Source organism: Pseudomonas sp. SDO55104_S430 (genome assembly GCF_054070595.1).
Genome location: NZ_JBSVXG010000122.1, coordinates 1 through 17963, shown reverse-complemented (window position 1 = coordinate 17963; position 17963 = coordinate 1). Strand labels below are relative to the sequence as shown.

Genomic DNA, 17963 nt, shown 5'->3' with positions numbered 1-17963 from the left:
CATCCTTTTTAACTGACACACCGCTTTCGCGAGCAAGCCCGCTCCCACATTTGCAATGCGCCCCATGGAGGCGCATTGGTGGCTATTTAAGATTACTGCGCCTGATAGATCTGGTCGAACACGCCGCCATCATTGAAGAATTTCGGCTGCGCGGTTTTCCAGCCGCCGAAGTCCTTGTCGATGGTCACCAGTTCCAGTTTCGGGAACTGGGTGACGTATTTGGCGGCGATGTCCTTGTCACGAGGACGATAGAAGTTTTTCGCCGCGATTTCCTGGCCGGCCGGGCTGTACAGGTGCTTGAGGTAGGCTTCGGCGATCTGCTCGTTGCCCTTCTTCTCGGCGTTCTTGTCGACCACGGCCACCGGTGGCTCGGCGAGGATCGACAGCGAAGGCACGACGATGTCGAACTTGTCGGCGCCGCCATCTTCCTTCAGCGCCAGGAAGGCTTCGTTTTCCCAGGCCAGCAGCACGTCGCCCTGACCGTTGTTCACGAAGGTAATGGTCGAGCCGCGGGCACCGGTGTCCAGAATGGGCACGTGCTTGAACAGGGTCTGTACGTATTCCTTGGCCTTGGCTTCGTCACCGCCGTTGGCTTTCAGGCCATAAGCCCATGCCGCGAGGAAGTTCCAGCGCGCGCCGCCGGAGGTTTTCGGGTTAGGAGTGATCACCGAGACGTCGTTCTTGACCAGGTCGCCCCAGTCCTTGATGCCCTTGGGGTTGCCCTTGCGCACCAGGAACACGATGGTCGAGGTGTAAGGCGTACTCGCTTCCGGCAGACGCTTCTGCCAGTCGGCCGGAAGGGTCTTGCCGAGCTTGGCGATTTCATCGATGTCACCGGCCAGCGCCAGGGTCACCACGTCAGCACGCAGGCCGTCGATCACCGCGCGGCCCTGCTTGCCCGAACCACCGTGGGACTGCTGGATTTTCACGTTGTCGCCAGGGTTGCTTTTCTTCCAATAGTTGACGAATTCGGCGTTGTAATCCTGATACAGCTCGCGAGTCGGGTCGTAGGACACGTTGAGCAGTTCGTAGTCCTTGGCAACCGCGGAACCGGCAAACAGGGCGCTGGCCAGAGCGGCCAAAGCGAAATGGCGAATCGACGACATGGTGAAAGCTCCTGGAATTCTAATTTTGTTGGCTAGTTGTTATGGATTTCTGGAATCGCGGTGTCGGTTCTGCGTTCGCCTCAACCCGGCTTGTTGCCCGGCTGCTGCAAGCGGAATTTTTCCTTGCGTTCGATCTGCACCACCTGAGCGTTGTGCACGGTGATTTCCACGGCACCGAAACGCAGATCGCGCAGCGCGCTCTGGATTTCACGCAGGATGGTTGCTTCGTCCTGACCGTCAACGCTACGTAGGGATGCGCTCATGGTGCTGCTCCTTTCGACTATGGGGTTGCCTGGCAGTGGCGGCACTGCTTGCGGCGTGGAATCCATAGTAGTGAGGCGCTGATATTCTTAAAAATACTATTTAAGAATGTTTATATAACCAGAAGAAATTATTGGATGGCGGGGGTTTGCGTGGTGGCAGGGGTTTGAAGATCAAAAGATCGCAGGCTGCTGCGCCTTGAGTTTGTTACCGCCCGCGCGCCCTGTAGGAGCGAGCATGCTCGCGATGGTCGTGAACGATTGCGCGGGCATTCAGAAAGCCAACGTTATCGTTGACCACCATCGCGAGCATGCTCGCTCCTACAGAAGAGCAGGCTTCGCCAGTTGCTAAGGGCGCTGCAGTGTCCAATCCAACTGCTCAGCCGGCACCGGCCGCCCGAACCAGTAGCCCTGCCCCAACTCACTGCCCTGCTCGAGCAAAAACGCCGCCTGCTCAGCCTGCTCGATCCCCTCGGCATGCACCTGCATGCCCATGCTCTGCGCCAGGGCGATGATCACACGGACGATGGCCGCGTCGTCCTCGTCCCAAGGCAACCCGGCGACGAAACCCTGATCGATCTTGAGCTTCTGCACCGGCAAGCGCTTGAGCCGCAACAGCGAGGAATAGCCGGTGCCGAAATCATCGATGGCCAGTTGCACGCCCAGCTCACGCAAGCGATACATCTGCTCCAGCGCCACTTCGGGGTCTTCCATCACCGCGCTTTCGGTGACTTCCAGCTCCAGACAGGCCGGGTCCAACCCGGTCTCGTGCAGCACCCTGGCCACTTGCTCATACAGCTCGCGACGGGCAAACAGTCGAGACGAGATATTCACTGCGACAAACGCCAGCCCCCTGCCCGCCTGCTGCCACTGGCACATCTGCCGACACGCCTGCTGCATCACCCAGGCATCGATTTCGGCAATCAGCCCGGTGCGCTCGGCAATCGGGATGAACTCCGCCGGCGACACCAGGCCCCGCTGCGGATGCTCCCAGCGCACCAGCGCTTCGACGCCAATCAATCGGCCGCTACGCAGCTCATGCACCGGCTGGTAGTAAACCCGCAGTTGCTGCTGGTCCAACGCATGACGCAACTCAAACGAGGTCTCGACCCGCTGCTGGGCATGAGCGGTCAATTCTTCGGTGTAGAGCGCATAGTCGTTGCGGCCCGCGCTCTTGGCCTTGAACAGCGCCGAATCGGCATTGCGCAACAGCTGCTCGGCGCTCAAGGCATCGGCGGGGAACAGGCTGATGCCGATGCTGGTGTTGATGAACAGCTGATGCCCATCGATCGGGAACGCTTCCTTGAGCCCATCGATCACGCGCCGAGCCAATGCCGCCGCCTGCTCCACCTGAGGACAGTTCTCGGCCAGCACCGCGAACTCGTCGCCGCCCAGCCGCGCCAGGGTGATGCCCGGCTCGAACATGGCTCTCAGGCGTTCGGCGACCGCCTTGAGCAATTGATCGCCGATGGTGTGCCCGAGGCTGTCGTTGATCATTTTGAAATGATCCAGGTCGATCAGCAGCAGCGCGCAACCGCGCTTTTGCAGCTGCGCCGAGGTCAAGGCCTGCTCAAGGCGGTCGGTGAGCAGCAGGCGATTGGGCAAGTCAGTCAGCGGGTCGTGATGCGCCAGGTGCATCAGCTCCTGCTCGGAATGCTTGATCGCGCTGATATCGGAAAACACCGCGACGTAATGGCTGCGCTGACCCTGGTCGTCGCGAATGACGCGAATGGTTTGCCATTGCGGAAATATTTCGCCATTTTTGCGGCGATTCCAGATTTCGCCGCTCCACTCGTCTTCGCTGTCGAGGGTGGCAAACATCTTCTGATAGAAATCCGTCGAGTGACGACCGGACTTGAACAGGTTCGGGCGCTGGCCCAGCACCTCTTCGCGGTGATAACCGGTAATGCGCATGAAGGCCGGATTGACGTGGACGATCAGGCCCGCACGATCGGTGACCAGCACCCCTTCGCGAGTGCAGTCGAACACCGCTGCTGCCTGACGCAAACGCTCGCGATTTTCCTGATTATCACGAGACTCTGCAGCCATCCCCAAACAACGCAACAGGCGCGCTCGAGCGAAGAACACAAAGCCTGCGCTGAACAGCAGCCAGGCATAACCGTTGATCAGTTGCCATCGCGATGCCTCGACGGAATCATCGAAGAACCTGTTCAATAAATAGCCACTGAGCTGCAGCCAGATCATGGAAAACATCAGGTAAAACAACGCTGCACGCATGGCAGCGCGATAACTGGCAGACATAAGACGGTCCATGTCCCTACAAAAAAGTCGGGATTATAAAGCAAAGGGCCACTCTTATCTGAAAGGCCGACTGGTTTTATGTGTGCGCATGGGGATAATGCAACGGCTGTTTTTTTCTTTATCGAGGGCCCCATAACCTATGTGGTACGAAGGTTTTCTCGGCTTGTCGGCCTGGTCACTGGTCGCAGTCACTCTGCTGATGACCCACGTGACAATTGTCGCCGTCACGGTCTATCTGCACCGCTATTCAGCCCATCGCTCCCTTGAGCTCAATGCTGGCCTGAAACATTTCTTCCGCTTCTGGCTGTGGCTGACCACGGCTCAGAACACTCGCGAGTGGACGGCCATCCACCGCAAGCATCACGCTAAATGCGAAACCGTCGATGACCCGCACAGCCCGGTCATCAAAGGCCTTTCGACCGTTCTGCGCAAAGGCGCCGAGCTGTATCGCGCCGAGGCGGAAAACGCCGAAACCCTGCGCATCTACGGTAAGAACTGCCCTGAAGACTGGATCGAACGCAACCTCTACAGCCGCTATCCGCTGCTGGGCGTAGGGATCATGGCCGTCATCGACCTGATGCTGTTCGGCACCATCGGCATCACCATCTGGGCCATCCAGATGATGTGGATTCCGGTGTGGGCTGCCGGCGTGGTCAATGGTCTGGGACACGCGATCGGCTACCGCAACTTCGAGTGCCGCGATGCGGCGACCAATCTGGTGCCGTGGGGCATCCTGATCGGCGGCGAAGAGCTGCACAACAACCATCACACCTACCCGAACTCGGCCAAGCTGTCGGTGAAGAAGTGGGAGTTCGACCTGGGTTGGGCCTGGATTCAAGTGTTCAGTTTCCTGCGTCTGGCCAAGGTGCAGCGCGTGGCGCCGATTGCCCACCGCGTCGAAGGCAAGGGCAGCCTGGACATGGACACTGCCATGGCGATCCTCAACAACCGCTTCCAGATCATGGCCCAATACCGCAAGTTGGTGATCGGCCCGCTGGTCAAGCAGGAGCTGGCCAAGGTCGATCACTCGGTCCGCCACCAGTTCCGCCGCGCCAAGCGCCTGCTTTCGCGTGAAACCAGCCTGCTGGACGACCGGCACCATGTGCGCATCCAGACCATGCTCGAACACAGCCATGCGTTGAAAGTGATTTACGAAAAACGCCTGGCCCTGCAGCAGATCTGGGTCAAGACCAGCTCCAACGGCCACGACATGCTCGCCGCCATCAAGGATTGGGTGCATGAGGCCGAGGCCAGCGGGATTCAGTCGCTGCGTGATTTTGCCGATCAGTTGAAAACTTACTCTCTGCGTCCCGCTGCCTGACGCTGAAAAAACTGTGGGAGCGAGCCTGCTCGCGATGAGGGACTGACATTCAACATCCGTGTTGATTGAAAGACCGCAATCGCGAGCAGGCTCGCTCCCACACCGGTTTTTAGCCTTACCGCCCGGCGGGAGGCCTCTCCCTCGCCGCTCTCATCGGGAACTTCATCCCGTATCCCCTATCTCAAAGACACTTCGCCATTCAGGCGGGCTTCGTTGCGGCCGCGTTCGAACCTCAAGCGGCGCACGCCCTTTGAGAGTTGTGCCGATGATCGATAGAAACCCGAAAGATCACACCTCACCGCAGTGGCCGGAAACCGCGCAAACCCTGCTGGCGCTGATGCACGCCCAGGGCGAGGTGGCGCGTCTGAGCGAGCGCGAACAGCTGCTCAACACCCTGCTGGTGAGCGTCAACGCGGTGCTTTGGGCGTTCAATTGGGAAACGCGACAGGTGCTGTATGTCAGCCCCGCCTATGAACGGATCTTCGGCCACAGCGCCGACTCGCTGCTGGCCGACTACAACCAGTGGCGCGACAGCATCTACCCCGACGATCTGGAATACGCCGAACGCAGCCTCGCCGAGGTGCTGGTCAAGGGCGAAGTGGAAGACCGCGAGTACCGGATCATCGACGCCGACGGCCAACTGCGCTGGATCAGCGACAAGTGCTTCATCAACCGTCAGGCCGAGCCTGGGCAGCCGGTGATTATCGTCGGCATCGCCGAAGACATCACCGACAAGAAGCGCATGGAAACCGAGCTGCAACGCCTGGCCACCACCGACGCCCTGACCCGCAGCAGCAACCGCCGCCACTTCTTCGAAGGCGCCCACGAGGAATTCGAACTGGCGCGGCAACACGGCACGCCGCTGTCGTTCCTGATGCTGGACATCGATGACTTCAAAGTGATCAACGACACCTACGGCCACCAGGAAGGCGACAACGTGCTGCAACGCATCGCCGACAGCGGGCGGGCCGCATTGCGTCGTGGTGATCTGTTCGGGCGCATTGGTGGCGAGGAATTCGCCGCGGTGTTTCCTGGGTGTACGCCGGAGATGGCGTTGCAGGTGGCGGAGCGCTTGCAGCGTGAGATTCAGCGGCTGAGCTTCGAACATGACGGGCAAACGTTCGGGATCACCGTGAGCCAGGGGCTGACCAGCCTCGACGATGCGGATGAAAGCCTGGACAGCCTCTTCGCCCGGGCGGACGCGGCGATGTATCAGGCCAAGCGCGATGGCAAGAACAGGATCGTGACCGGCTGATCCAGCCACCACAGAACCCCATGTGGGAGCGGGCTTACTCGCGAAGAGGCCGTGTCAGCCACCGACGATAGTGACTGACACACCGCCTTCGCGAGCAAGCCCGCTCCCACAATGTTCCTTTGTGTACGCCGCAATCCTGTAGGAGCCGAGCTTGCTCGCGATGGATTCGAAAACACCGCTGGGTGCCAGAGGCCCAACGTCATCGTTGACGACCATCGCGAGCAAGCTAGCTCCTACAAGGGGTCTGCGCGTTATTTACGCATCCGCATCAACTCCGGCAAGCCGATCTTGAGCAACCGCGCCGTCCGGCTTTTCGCCAGCTCCTCAACCCCTTCATGCTCCGTCAGCCGCGCCAGTTGCGCGGCCATGTTCATCACCAGCGCTTCACGGGAATAAACCCCGCCACCGAGCTGATAACAGGCCGCGATCAGCTGTCGCAGCTCCAGCGGCAGGCGCCAGCGAGTGCGCAGGGCCGAACCATAGGCCGCGCCGAATTCGGCGAGCACATCGCCCACCTCCTCCTGATCGTCCAGCTCGCCACCGGCCTGCTTCCACTCCTGCAGGCAGCGCAACAGCGCCAGATCCCCGAGGCGATGCAGGACGCCTGCGCAATAGCAGCGCGCCTGATCCAGATCGAGCAAACGCGCCAGGGTGCGGGCGTATTCGGCGGTGTGCAGCGACAGGCCCCAATTGCGCTCGGCGTAGTCCGCCAGGTTCGGATCGCTGAGCCTGGCGCTGCGCTTGAGTGAAAGCCCCAGGATCAGGTTCATGCTCTGCCCGGTCCCCAGCTTGTGCAGCGCCTGGGACAGGGTCTGCACCGCCCCGCCATTGTGCTGCGCGGCGCTATTGGCAGCGGCGATCAGCACTGCGGTGACCTGCGGATCGGTGCGGATCTCGTGCTCCAGTTTCGACAGATCCAGACCATTTGGGTTGAGGCTGCGACTGACCGCCAACTGCACGTCAGTCATCAACGGCGCACCTTCGGCCAGCTCTCGGCGCCGCTCCAGGTACACCGACAAAGTCATGCCCGGCGCCAGCGACGGCACCTCACAGGCGACCTCTTCACCGGCATTGACCAGCAGATCCTGCAGGCGGTGAGTCAGGCCTTCCATGTTCAGCGGCTTCGTCAGATACGCGGCGGGCGCAAGCGGCAAGGCCTCACGCACGCTGGCGCTGTCGTTGCGGCTGCTCATCAGAATGAACGGCAACGGCGGATTGCGTTTGCGCTGGCGAACGCTGCGCAACACATTCAGGCCATCCACGCCCGGCAACTCCCAGTCGGCGATCACCAGGTCATAGGGATTGGCTGCCAGCAACTCCAGCGCCTGCTGGCCGTTGGCGCACAAATCCAGACGCGCATCGCAGCGTACGTTCAACAACACTTCCTTGAGCAGATCCCGGGACCAGGGGTCGGCCTCGGCGATCAGCACTCTCGGAACGGCGGGTAAAATGACAACTGTCATACAGCTCTCCCTGGCAATGCGGAAACCTTAGCCAATGCTGGCCTTTCGATACAGCGCAAAAGTGCCGCAGACATTTGCGCAGCCATGAAAAAACCCGCCGAAGCGGGTTTTTTGTGAGGCAGGTCACACTGGGTAATCAGAGCTCAGCGAAGCACTCTTCGATGATCGCCAGACCTTTGTCCAGTTGCTCGTCCGGCGAGGTCAGCGGTACCAGGACGCGCAGAACGTTGCCGTAGGTGCCGCAGGACAGCAGGATCAGACCCTTGTCGCGAGCCTTGGCCACAACGGAAGCCACGGCTGCAGCGTTCGGCTTGTGGCTGTCGCCGTTTTCGAACAGCTCAACCGCGATCATCGCGCCCAGGGCACGGACTTCGCCGATCACCGGGTGCTTGGCCTGGATGGCTTTGAGGCCAGTGACCAGACGCTCGCCGACTGCCTTGCAGCGGTCCAGCAGGTTTTCTTCTTCGAACACTTCCATCACGGCCAGGGCCGCGGCGCAAGCGATCGGGCTACCGGCGTAGGTGCCGCCCAGGCCGCCTGGAGCGATGGCGTCCATGTGTTCGGCCTTGCCGCACACACCGGCCAGCGGGAAGCCGCCAGCGATGGATTTGGCGAAGGTGGTCAGGTCGGCGGCAACGCCCATCTGTTCCATGGCGAAGAAGGTGCCGGTACGGCCAGCGCCAGTCTGTACTTCGTCAGCGATCAGCAGGATGCCGTGCTGGTCGCACAGAGCGCGCAGACGCTTCATGAACTCTTTCGGAGCGACGTAGAAACCACCTTCGCCCTGAACCGGCTCGATGATGATGGCAGCGATATCACGCGGCTCGGCGTCGTTCTTGAAGATGCGTTCGATGCTGGCGATCGAATCGTCGATGCTCACACCGTGCAGTTCGTTCGGGTACAGCGCGCGGAATACGCCGCCTGGCATCAGGCCCATGCCGGCCGAGTAAGGCACGACTTTACCGGTCAGGCCCAGGGTCATCATGGTGCGACCGTGATAAGCGCCGGTGAAGGCGATCACGCCGGCACGGCCAGTGGCGGCACGGGCGATTTTCACGGCGTTTTCTACAGCTTCGGAACCGGTGGTGACCAGCAGGGTTTTCTTGGCGAAATCACCTGGCACCTTGGCGTTGATTTTTTCGCACAATTCCACGTACGGCTCGTAGGCCAGAACCTGGAAGCAGGTGTGGGTCAGCTTGTTCAGCTGTTCGGTCACGGCGGCGATGATTTTCGGGTGCACGTGGCCGGTGTTCAGTACAGCGATACCGCCGGCGAAGTCGATGAACTCACGACCTTCAACGTCAGTCACGGTAGCGTTCTTCGCGGACTCGGCGAAGATCGGGTGGATCTGGCCAACACCACGTGGAACAGCGGCTACACGGCGGGCCATCAAATCAGCGTTAGTCTTGCTCATTACATTCCTCATTCGCCGCTCATCGGGCGGCGTGGTTCAAGGATGACGCGGCGGGGATTCAACGGTGGCAGCATGCGATGATCGACTGCCACGGCGTTCCCGGCCACAAAGAAAATTCCCGTTTGAAGCGGCGCAAAGGGACAGCGCTCTCGTGCCCTTTGCGCTTGAAGCAATGCCAAGCCTTCGAGCTTAGATGCCCAGGCAGAGGTATTTGATTTCCAGGTAATCTTCGATGCCGTACTTGGAGCCTTCACGGCCCAGGCCCGAAGCCTTGATGCCGCCGAACGGCGCGACTTCGTTGGAGATCAGACCGGTGTTGACGCCCACCATGCCGTATTCCAGAGCTTCAGCCACACGGAACACACGACCCAGGTCGCGAGCGTAGAAGTACGAGGCCAGACCGAACTCGGTGTCGTTGGACATCGCGATCACTTCGGCTTCGTCTTTGAAGCGGAACAGCGGCGCCAGAGGACCGAAGGTTTCTTCCTTGGCCACGGCAGCGTTGGTCGGCACATTGGTCAGGATGGTCGGCTCGAAGAAGTTGCCTTCCATCGCCTTGCCACCGGCCAGTACGGTCGCGCCTTTGCTCAGTGCGTCGGCGATGTGCTCTTGCACCTTGGCCACAGCCTTCTCATCGATCAGCGGGCCAGTGGTGGTGCCTTCTTCCAGACCGTTGCCGATCTTCAGCTTGGCGACGGCCACTTTCAGCTTCTCGGCGAACGCATCGTAAACGCCGTCCTGAATGTACAGGCGGTTGGCGCAGACGCAGGTCTGGCCGTTGTTGCGGTATTTGGAAATGATCGCGCCTTCGACGGCCTTATCCAGGTCCGCGTCGTCGAACACGATGAACGGAGCGTTGCCGCCCAGTTCCAGGGACACTTTCTTGATGTCCTTGGCGCATTCGGACATCAGCTGACGACCGATTTCGGTCGAACCGGTGAACGACAGTTTGCGCACGATCGGGTTGCTGGTCAGTTCGCTGCCGATGTCGCCGGCGCTGCCGGTTACAACGCTGAACACACCAGCAGGAATGCCGGCACGCTGAGCCAGTTCGGCCAGGGCCAGGGCGGAGAAAGGAGTTTGCGAAGCAGGCTTGAGCACCATGGTGCAACCGGCGGCCAGGGCCGGGCCGGCTTTACGGGTGATCATCGCGGCAGGGAAGTTCCATGGAGTGATGGCAGCGGTCACGCCGATCGGCTGCTTGATCACGATCAGGCGCTTGTCTGGCTGGTGGCCCGGAATCACATCACCGTAGATGCGCTTGGCTTCTTCGGCGAACCACTCGATGAACGAAGCGGCGTAAACGATTTCGCCCTTGGCTTCGGCCAGCGGCTTGCCCTGCTCGAGGGTCATCAGACGAGCCAGGTCTTCCTGGTTCTCGATCATCAGTTCGAACCAGCGACGCAGTTTGCCCGCACGCTCTTTGGCGGTCAGTGCACGCCAGGCCGGCAGCGCCTTGTCAGCAGCTTCGATGGCCAGACGGGTTTCGGCAGCGCCCATTTTCGGCACGGTGCCCAGAATTTCGCCCGTTGCCGGGTTGTTGACCTTGATGGTCAGACCACTGTCCGCATCGACCCAAGCGCCATTGACGAAGGCTTGCTGGCGGAACAACTGGGTGTCTTTAAGCTGCATGTCGGCTTTCCTTAACAGCACCGCGCACGCGCGGAGCAAATTATGATTGTAGAAAGGCGCCTGGGTAGGCTGCCGTCAGGGAAATCATTCACCGGGCTGAAGCACATAAATAGCGCACGTATTGGATTCGTGCGGTTCAGCACCCAGACAAGAGCGTTTGAAATCTCAAACGAATCCTAGGATCAAAGGGGGTAAAGGACAATAGGGCGTTCGAAAAAAAGAACGAATTAGCCTTTATTGCCGCGTTTTTCTGATCAACGTAGCAAACGCGCGTTACAGCTTTAAAAAAACACAGGCGATTCAGCAGCATGGACGCCTGCCATGCATATGCGTATCATGGCGCCCGCTGCACCAGTAGCTCAGCTGGATAGAGTACTGCCCTCCGAAGGCAGGGGTCGTGGGTTCGAATCCCGCCTGGTGCGCCATGAATCGATGTGAAAAAGCCTCAGGTCCGATGGGTCTGAGGCTTTTTTGTGGGCGTTTGAAACTCAAAACCGTTCGGGATTATCCCGGGCGACAAGTCCTGCAGAATGGTTTTTCTCGGCGGCTATTTCATTCACCAATGCATCAAGCTCGGCAAATATTGCATCGGCAGCAATGACCGGACGCCGATCATTGCGGCTGGCCGAAATGGCTTCAAGAAGGTCAGTAGCCTGCGGCTGTAGATCGGCTGAGTTCGGTAGATGGTCGGCGGCCGGACGAGTGTGTTTTTTCAATCCGTCCACCACTCAAACTCGTCATCCTCATCCCCCTCGAAGAACTCCTCTTCCAGTTCCTCATCCTCAGCCGCTTCCGGCTGGTTCATCAGAAAATCCTTACGGCTCTCGGTAATCGCGCGCCTGAGTTCTTCGCCCTTTTCCGGGCAGTTGAGCATTTGGGCGATGCGGTCGATTTTTTTTGCCACGGCATCCTCCAACGCATCGGCTATGGCCCGATAGTGCGCGTTTTCGGGCCTTGTTGCCAATTGGTCGTGTGGTTTGCCGATCAGTTTTTCTGCAATTGCTGGAGTCGGGCGTCGAGGTTTTCCTTGGGGAAGCGTTTTTGCAGGTCGGCGAGCAGTTTGTCGGCGGCCTGGGTTTGTCCGGTTTTTTGCAGGTGGATGACTTCGTGCAGTTGTTCGTCCAGAGATTTCACGGGAGCGGCCTTGCGCTTGCTTGCTTTAGCTTCGTCGGCCCTGTCGGCGCTGAAGGATTCGAGTTGTGCCGGGGCGGCGGATTCGGCCATCGGCGCTACGGGTGCGGGCATGGCTCCGGCTGGGGCATTGAGTGAGCGGGCGGCCGAGGGTTCGGCTTCTTTTTTGGACATGGGCGCGGCGGCTTTGGGGGCCGGGGCGAAGTCGTAGCGTGGTACGGATTCGGGCGTGCGTTGTACCAGCGCCAGCATCAGTGCGACGCCGACGAGGCTGGCGAATGCCACTTGCCAGCGGGGTTGTTGGCAGGCGCGGATCCAGCGTTGCCACAGGCTCGGTTTCGGCGCAGGCAATTGGTTGCGGGCGACGGCCAAAATGGCGGCATCGAGGTGGGCCGGTGGTTTGCCGGTGGCTTGTTCGCGGTAGTGTTCGATCACTTGGTCTGTTCGCTTGGAGTCAGTCATGTCAGTACCTCTTCGGCCAGCAGCCGACGCAGTTTTTGCTGGGCGTAACGCAGGCGGCTCTTGACCGTTTCCAGCGGTGTTTCGGTGAGGGTGGCGATTTGCGGCAGGTCGAGATCGCTGTAGGCGCGCAGCAGGAACACTTCGCGCTGATCGGCCGGCAAGGCTTGCAGGGCGGCGTCGAGGCGCTGGCTGTCGCGGCTCAGGCTCAGCAGTTGCGCAGGGTCGGCTGCGTCGTCGGCCTGGGCGTGGGCTTGTTCATCGTAGCTGTCGTGCAGCGGCTGATGGATGCCGTGCTTGCGCCAGTGATCGATCAGGCGGTTGCGGGCAATCTGGTACAGCCATGTACGAAAAGTCGCCCTGCCCTGTGGCTGACTGGCGCTGCGGATCAGGCTCAGCCAGGTTTCCTGATAGACCTCCTCGGCCCGCTCCGCGCTGCCGCTGAGCCCCAGCAGAAAGCGGAACAATCCCTGGCGGTGGCGCGCGTACAGAATCTCGAACGCCGCGCCGTCACCCTCGCGATAGCGGGCCAGCAGCGATTCGTCGCTGCTGGCCTCGGTGCTGTTGCTGGAGGCGAACAGCTGGCTGATGAAGCCCTTGAGTCGGCTCACTATTCGATCCGTTGTTCAGTGGCGGTTGAATTCGACGCGGTGGTGGTGCGCAGGCTCTGCGCCAGCTCCACCAGTTGCACGAACTCGGCGCGCAGGCCGAAGCGGTCGTCGCCCCGTGCGCCACGGGCCAGGGCTTCGGTGTCCTTGAAGCTGAAGTCACCGGTGTAGCGGCCATCCTTGAGCTGCTGGGAAAACGCCGCCACCGCCGCGGCAAAGCGCAAGTCATCGCTAGGCTTGCCTGCTGGCGCGTTCACAATCGGCCGTTCGATCAGACGACTTTTCCCACCTTCCGGCAGTTGATAACGCACACGCAGCATCGCCATTTCTCCATTTTTGTCGGCAACCGCGGCATCCGACTTTCCGTAGCGCAGCGGTTCCAGCCAGCCCTTCTCCCCCGCCGGGACAATTTCGTACAACGCCGTCACCGTGTGTCCTGCACCGATTTCACCGGCATCGACCTTGTCGTTGCTGAAATCCTCACGCTTGAGCGCGCGGTTTTCATAACCCAGCAGCCGGTATTCGCTGACCTGCGCCGGGTTGAACTCCACCTGCAACTTGACGTTCTTCGCCACCGTGGCGAGGGTCGAGCCGAGTTGATCCACCAGCACTTTGCGGGCCTCGCGCAGGTTGTCGATGTAGGCATAGTTGCCATCGCCGGCATCGGCCAATTGTTCCATCAGCTGTTCATTGTAGTTATCAACACCGAAACCCAGAGTGGTCAGGGAAACGCCGGTTTTGCGTTTATCCACAGCCATTTGCTTGAGGCTGTCGAAGTCGCTGATGCCCACATTGAAGTCACCGTCGGTGGCCAGCAGCACGCGGTTGATGCCCTTGGGGATAAAGGCTTTTTGCGCCTGTTGATAAGCCAGTTCGATGCCCGACGCGCCGGCGGTTGAGCCGCCTGCAGTCAATTGGTCGATGGCTGTACGAATTTTCGCTTTCTCCCGTCCGGAAGTGGGTTCCAGCACCACACGGGATTCGCCGGCGTAGACCACCAGCGACACGCGATCCTGTTCGCGCAATTGATCGACCAGCAACTTCAGCGTGCTTTTGACCAGCGGCAAACCCTCGCGGCGATCCATCGAGCCGGACACGTCCACCAGAAACACCAGGTTCGCCGGCGCCAGCTCCGCCACCGCGCGGTCGCTCGCCTTGATGCCGATGCGCAGCAGGCGGGTGTGCGGGTTCCACGGCGAGGCCGCCAGCTCGGTGGTCACGCCAAAGGGCGAGCCATCGGTGGGCAGGGCGTAGTCGTAGGGGAAGTAATTGACCATTTCCTCCAGCCGCACCGCCCCTTCCGGCGGCAGGCGCCCCTGGTTGAGCAAACGCCGGACGTTGGCGTAGGCGCCGGTGTCGACGTCGGCGCTGAAGGTCGAAACCGGTGCTTCAAGGACGCTGTGGATAGGGTTATCCACAATCGTTTGGTATTGCTCCCGCTGCTCGTCGCGATAGCCCTGTGGATAAGCTTCTGCGGCCGGCATCGGCGCAACATTCGCCATCGACGCCACGCGCACACTGCGTTTGGCCTGCGCACCACCGACCACGGCGGCGTCGGCCATCGGTGCTTCCTGCTGGACCAACGCTTCGGTTTTCAATGCGATCGGTGAAGGCACCGCCACGGATTCGGGTTTGGATGAAACGCCGCAACCGGCAACGGCCAGCAGCAACCCGGCGGCGAAACCCTGGGCGGCCGGGCGGAGGAAATGCAGGGGAAGGGACATGGGGGCTGACCTCAGGATGAAATTGATCCATTCATCCTGTGAGACGGGCAGCCCTTTTTATTCGGGTTAAGCCGCTGTGAAAAATTTTTCAGCGGTGATAACGCCGCACTACGCTGCTGTTGCGCAGCACGTGGCCTTTGATTTTTTCCAGGAACTGCGCACGGGTCAGGCCCGCAGGCAACGCATCCGGCGCCAGGTCCAGGGCGTAGAGCTGGATGATGTAGTGATGCGCGCTGTCGCCCACCGGCGGGCACGGGCCAACGTAGCCGGTGCTGCCTTTGCTGTTGGTGCCGCCCATGCCTTCGAACGCGGACTTGGCGCCGACACCGGCCGGGATCTGACGGGTGCTGGCCTTGATGCCGTAATGCACCCAGTGATCGACGCCTTGGCCTTTCTGGCCGTCCGGGTCGTGCATGACGATGGCGTAGCTTTGGGTACCCGCGGGGCCGGCGTTCCAGGCCAGGGCCGGAGACACGTTGTGCCCGCCGCAACCCTGGGCATCGCTGGCGGCGGCCGAGGTGAACAGGCGATCATCGGACACGCCCGGGATGTTCAGGGTGAAGGCCTCTTTGGCGGCCTGCGCTGGCATCTGCACGCAAAAGGCGACTGCCAAAGCCGCGAGCCAAGGTTTCAATGAGGTCAATCGGGTCATTCCGGAGCACCTTGTGCGGGGTGGGGCCGTGGTCGGCGTGCAAACTATAGCCGGACCTTTCGCGCGTTGGCAGTGGGATTTGGCTGAGCATCGAGATTAGGTCTGGAACGTCTGGCCGCAGATGCAGGTTGGCGGTTTATTCGGGGCTGACACAGATCCTGTAGGAGCGAGCATGCTCGCGATGGTCGCCAACGATAACGCGGGGTGTCTGATTTCCCGCGGTGTCTGGAGCTCCATCGCGAGCGTGCTCGCTCCTACAGGGGGTGGCGGTGTTGTCAGGCTTTTATTTCGAGCTTCCAGCCTAGGGCGTTCAGGGCTTCGCAACCGTCCTGGATGAGGATGTGGGCGGCGTTGGCGAAGTGTTCGAGGTCGTGGCCTTGGGCGTCTTTGATGCATAGGCAGGTGATGCTGTTGAGGAGATTGCGCGCGGCTTTGATGCGGTGGGTGGCGGTTTCGAGGAGGTCAGACGCGCGGGCTTCGGTGTCGATGTAGAGGGTTGGGCCGACGCTGAAGTTGCTTTCGAGTGGGCGGTATTTGGACATGGTTTGAATTTCCTCTTAATGATGAAACTCCCACCCTTCTCCGCGGCTAATCGAATGAGGTGGTAGCTGTACGGGGGTTAGCCGACCGGTGAGAGGAAACCCGGCACACCCGTAGGTGTCCCACGCACAGCCACCATAGACATATGTCAGGCAGCAAAAAGCGCCGCGATTATACGGGCGCTCGTGCTTTCTTCTCAAACGACCGGCTAAGGTCTATCGCCGTTCTGCCGGCGACGTCGAACAATAGGCGAGCGCCCAAAGCCAATACAACGGGGTTTGCACGCTTCGGAACCGTCCTACACAAGTCTCGGATCCAGGTGACGAAATGAATGGGGACGCGGATCCTGTAGGAGCGAGCATGCTCGCGATGGAGGCGCAGACGCCGCTGGGTGTCAGGAAGCCAGCGTTATCGTTGACGTCCATCGCGAGCGTGCTCGCTCCTACAGGGGTTGGTGTGAAGCCAGGTTATTGAACCTGCACAGTCCCACCAAACTTGCTCATCAAGAATCCAACAAACTGCTCAACCGTCATTTTCTGCCCGTTGAAATCCACCTCATTGTTGGCGTAATGCAGCTTGCTCACGACGTTGTTGCCATCGAGCTTCGCCAGTTGCGAACCCACGGCCATGCTGCTGAACATGTCCGCCGAAGCAGTCGCCTGATCGGCGATCAACTTGGCATCAGTCTGGCCATCCAGCTGCGATTGCAGGGTGAGGATGTCGACGAGCATCGGCTTGGACACTTGCAGATTCAGATCCAGCAAGGCGATCAACTGGCGAACCAGCTGGTCGGCAGGCACTTCAACCGATGGCGGTTTGGTCAGGTCCAGCACCAGGTTGGCGCGGCTTTCGCCATTGGTAGTCTTGAGCGACAGGTTTTCCAGCGCGACCTGCGGGCCGGCAGCCAGCAGCTTCTCCAGATTGGATTTGAGCACTGCTTCTTCGGCTTCGGTCAGGTTCAGCTCCGGTGCCGGCTGACCGGCTTCAGTGGCCTCGGCAACCGCCTGCTCGTACGGCTGCAGTTTGGTCTGGTAAATCTCCATCAACGCCATGGTCGACGGAATATCGAGGTTCTTCAGGCTCAAGGCCATCTGCACCGAACCGACCTTTTTGTCGTTGAGCGTTACTTCGTCGATCTTGTAATCGGCACGCCCCGAAGCGGTGGTGCCCGATTCCTGGGTCTGGTTCTTCATTTCAAAATTCTTGAAACCCAGCACCGTCTGTTTCGGGCTGAAGGTGGTCTTACTGTTGGTCAGGCTGAGGGTGTTTTCACCGGTGTAGTAACCGTAGGTGCTTTTGTTCAGGTTGCTGGCCAGGGTCAGGCCGCTCAACTCGACCTGCACCGGTGCCTGATCTTCAGCGACGGTTACCAGCTTGAGGCTGTCCATGTAGCCGTCGGCCTTGACCTTCTTCGCTTCGGCGCTGGCGGAAACGTCGACTTTGAGACCGGAGAATTTCACGCTGGACTTGTCATCCAGCGCGGTTTCCACCGGCAGCAATTCCAGCGAACCGTTGGTGGAGTTGTCGTAACCGATGTTGACCACGCCCTTGAGCGGCGATGCGTCCTTGGTGGCGGCGAACCACTTTTCGGTCAGCGGCGTTTTTTCCAGTTCGTAGTGACTGGTGGCCATGACCGGCAGCAGCTTGAGCGTCATCAGACGAGAGAATGGCAGCGGGCCGTGTTCGAGTTTGTCGACGAACAGCAATTCGACCGGCGCCTCGCCGAACATTTCACCCTCGGCCTTCAGGCGGTAGTGCGCGGTGCTGCTGAAAACGTGGCGCTCCAGCGACACCAGTTCCACTTTGGCGGTGCCTTTATGGCCGACCATCGCCGCCTGCAATTGCTGGTTGGCGTCGGCCAGGGAGGTGTTGATCACGCTTTCGATTTTGGTGCCGGTGTACCACGCGCCGCCGGCGCTGACTGCGCCGATGGCCACAACGATTCCCAGAAGCACGCCTGCTGATTTATTCATGAATGACCCGATCAATGTCCGTTACTGAAATGTGGTCGTCTTCCCTGAACCCTGGGCGGGTTGCGGCTCGACAAGTGGGGTGCAGATTAGCATCAGGCGGGCGTTCATACGAACGCCTTCGCGGGCAAGCCTCGCTCCTACAGAAAAGGTGTCATCCCCTGTA

Annotated in this window: 16 protein-coding genes and 1 tRNA gene; 3 read left to right on the top strand and 14 right to left on the bottom strand. The window is 60.3% G+C overall.

Features of this window, described 5'->3' with window-relative positions:
• Positions 1 to 92: 92 nt before the first annotated feature.
• The 3 genes from ACW9JE_RS19835 to dibA form a co-directional block, all read right to left on the bottom strand.
• A complete protein-coding gene (locus tag ACW9JE_RS19835; protein WP_224538837.1) occupies positions 93 to 1106 on the bottom strand; it encodes a sulfate ABC transporter substrate-binding protein in 1014 nt (337 codons plus the stop codon).
• 80 nt (positions 1107 to 1186) lie between these two features.
• Positions 1187 to 1369: a sulfur starvation response protein OscA gene (gene oscA / locus ACW9JE_RS19830; protein WP_007975618.1), complete on the bottom strand. Its 183-nt coding sequence runs from the start codon at positions 1367 to 1369 to the stop codon at positions 1187 to 1189.
• 345 nt (positions 1370 to 1714) lie between these two features.
• Entirely contained in the window at positions 1715 to 3628 is a 1914-nt protein-coding gene (gene dibA, locus ACW9JE_RS19825; RefSeq protein WP_457433694.1) for a phosphodiesterase DibA, read from the bottom strand.
• A gap of 139 nt (positions 3629 to 3767) precedes the next feature.
• On the opposite strand from dibA, the gene desA reads away from it, so the two are divergent.
• Complete coding sequence (gene desA / locus ACW9JE_RS19820; protein ID WP_224538841.1) at positions 3768 to 4949, top strand: delta-9 fatty acid desaturase DesA; 1182 nt, start codon at positions 3768 to 3770, stop codon at positions 4947 to 4949.
• Between the two features lie 265 nt (positions 4950 to 5214).
• The gene (locus ACW9JE_RS19815; RefSeq protein WP_457433693.1) at positions 5215 to 6204 is read left to right on the top strand and encodes a GGDEF domain-containing protein; all 990 of its coding nucleotides are present in this window, start codon (positions 5215 to 5217) and stop codon (positions 6202 to 6204) included.
• Positions 6205 to 6455: 251 nt separating this feature from the next.
• On the opposite strand, the gene ACW9JE_RS19810 is transcribed toward ACW9JE_RS19815, so the two are convergent.
• From ACW9JE_RS19810 to gabD, 3 genes are all read right to left on the bottom strand, one after another.
• The gene (locus ACW9JE_RS19810; RefSeq protein WP_457433692.1) at positions 6456 to 7667 is read right to left on the bottom strand and encodes an HDOD domain-containing protein; all 1212 of its coding nucleotides are present in this window, start codon (positions 7665 to 7667) and stop codon (positions 6456 to 6458) included.
• A 136-nt stretch (positions 7668 to 7803) separates the two neighbouring features.
• Positions 7804 to 9081 carry a 4-aminobutyrate--2-oxoglutarate transaminase gene (gene gabT / locus ACW9JE_RS19805; protein ID WP_224538847.1) on the bottom strand — a complete coding sequence of 426 codons (1278 nt, stop codon included), beginning with the start codon at positions 9079 to 9081 and terminating at the stop codon, positions 7804 to 7806.
• A 189-nt stretch (positions 9082 to 9270) separates the two neighbouring features.
• Entirely contained in the window at positions 9271 to 10713 is a 1443-nt protein-coding gene (gene gabD, locus ACW9JE_RS19800; RefSeq protein ID WP_224538849.1) for an NADP-dependent succinate-semialdehyde dehydrogenase, read from the bottom strand.
• A gap of 348 nt (positions 10714 to 11061) precedes the next feature.
• On the opposite strand from gabD, the gene ACW9JE_RS19795 reads away from it, so the two are divergent.
• A tRNA-Arg gene (locus tag ACW9JE_RS19795) sits at positions 11062 to 11138 on the top strand.
• A 63-nt stretch (positions 11139 to 11201) separates the two neighbouring features.
• On the opposite strand, the gene ACW9JE_RS19790 is transcribed toward ACW9JE_RS19795, so the two are convergent.
• The 8 genes from ACW9JE_RS19790 to ACW9JE_RS19755 all read right to left on the bottom strand — a co-directional run bounded on the left by ACW9JE_RS19790 (position 11202) and on the right by ACW9JE_RS19755 (position 17800).
• Complete coding sequence (locus tag ACW9JE_RS19790) at positions 11202 to 11438, bottom strand: hypothetical protein (protein WP_457433690.1); 237 nt, start codon at positions 11436 to 11438, stop codon at positions 11202 to 11204.
• The gene (locus ACW9JE_RS19785; protein ID WP_457433689.1) at positions 11426 to 11677 is read right to left on the bottom strand and encodes a hypothetical protein; all 252 of its coding nucleotides are present in this window, start codon (positions 11675 to 11677) and stop codon (positions 11426 to 11428) included. The genes ACW9JE_RS19790 and ACW9JE_RS19785 overlap by 13 nt, the downstream gene beginning before the upstream one ends.
• Before the next feature lie 20 nt (positions 11678 to 11697).
• Positions 11698 to 12306 (bottom strand): hypothetical protein, encoded by a 609-nt coding sequence (locus ACW9JE_RS19780; protein ID WP_457433688.1) that lies wholly within the window; start codon positions 12304 to 12306, stop codon positions 11698 to 11700.
• Positions 12303 to 12914 carry an RNA polymerase sigma factor gene (locus ACW9JE_RS19775; RefSeq protein ID WP_457433687.1) on the bottom strand — a complete coding sequence of 204 codons (612 nt, stop codon included), beginning with the start codon at positions 12912 to 12914 and terminating at the stop codon, positions 12303 to 12305. The genes ACW9JE_RS19780 and ACW9JE_RS19775 overlap by 4 nt, the downstream gene beginning before the upstream one ends.
• Positions 12914 to 14635 carry a vWA domain-containing protein gene (locus ACW9JE_RS19770; protein ID WP_457433686.1) on the bottom strand — a complete coding sequence of 574 codons (1722 nt, stop codon included), beginning with the start codon at positions 14633 to 14635 and terminating at the stop codon, positions 12914 to 12916. Before ACW9JE_RS19770 ends, ACW9JE_RS19775 begins: the two co-directional genes overlap by 1 nt.
• A gap of 88 nt (positions 14636 to 14723) precedes the next feature.
• Entirely contained in the window at positions 14724 to 15287 is a 564-nt protein-coding gene (locus ACW9JE_RS19765) for a YbhB/YbcL family Raf kinase inhibitor-like protein (protein ID WP_457433685.1), read from the bottom strand.
• Positions 15288 to 15562: 275 nt separating this feature from the next.
• A complete protein-coding gene (locus tag ACW9JE_RS19760) occupies positions 15563 to 15829 on the bottom strand; it encodes a hypothetical protein (RefSeq protein WP_457433683.1) in 267 nt (88 codons plus the stop codon).
• A gap of 465 nt (positions 15830 to 16294) precedes the next feature.
• Complete coding sequence (locus tag ACW9JE_RS19755; RefSeq protein ID WP_457433682.1) at positions 16295 to 17800, bottom strand: YdgA family protein; 1506 nt, start codon at positions 17798 to 17800, stop codon at positions 16295 to 16297.
• Positions 17801 to 17963 lie beyond the last annotated feature (163 nt).

Bases quoted from the DNA above. Each gene is read 5' to 3' on its own strand.
- dibA (WP_457433694.1), bottom strand. From the start codon at position 3,628: ATGTCTGCCAGTTATCGCGCTGCCATGCGTGCAGCGTTGTTTTACCTG.
- ACW9JE_RS19765 (WP_457433685.1), bottom strand. From the start codon at position 15,287: ATGACCCGATTGACCTCATTGAAACCTTGGCTCGCGGCTTTGGCAGTC.
- gabD (WP_224538849.1), bottom strand. From the start codon at position 10,713: ATGCAGCTTAAAGACACCCAGTTGTTCCGCCAGCAAGCCTTCGTCAAT.
- ACW9JE_RS19810 (WP_457433692.1), bottom strand. From the start codon at position 7,667: ATGACAGTTGTCATTTTACCCGCCGTTCCGAGAGTGCTGATCGCCGAG.
- ACW9JE_RS19835 (WP_224538837.1), bottom strand. From the start codon at position 1,106: ATGTCGTCGATTCGCCATTTCGCTTTGGCCGCTCTGGCCAGCGCCCTG.
- gabT (WP_224538847.1), bottom strand. From the start codon at position 9,081: ATGAGCAAGACTAACGCTGATTTGATGGCCCGCCGTGTAGCCGCTGTT.
- desA (WP_224538841.1), top strand. From the start codon at position 3,768: ATGTGGTACGAAGGTTTTCTCGGCTTGTCGGCCTGGTCACTGGTCGCA.
- ACW9JE_RS19780 (WP_457433688.1), bottom strand. From the start codon at position 12,306: ATGACTGACTCCAAGCGAACAGACCAAGTGATCGAACACTACCGCGAA.
- ACW9JE_RS19815 (WP_457433693.1), top strand. From the start codon at position 5,215: ATGATCGATAGAAACCCGAAAGATCACACCTCACCGCAGTGGCCGGAA.
- ACW9JE_RS19755 (WP_457433682.1), bottom strand. From the start codon at position 17,800: ATGAATAAATCAGCAGGCGTGCTTCTGGGAATCGTTGTGGCCATCGGC.
- ACW9JE_RS19760 (WP_457433683.1), bottom strand. From the start codon at position 15,829: ATGTCCAAATACCGCCCACTCGAAAGCAACTTCAGCGTCGGCCCAACC.
- ACW9JE_RS19770 (WP_457433686.1), bottom strand. From the start codon at position 14,635: ATGTCCCTTCCCCTGCATTTCCTCCGCCCGGCCGCCCAGGGTTTCGCC.
- oscA (WP_007975618.1), bottom strand. From the start codon at position 1,369: ATGAGCGCATCCCTACGTAGCGTTGACGGTCAGGACGAAGCAACCATC.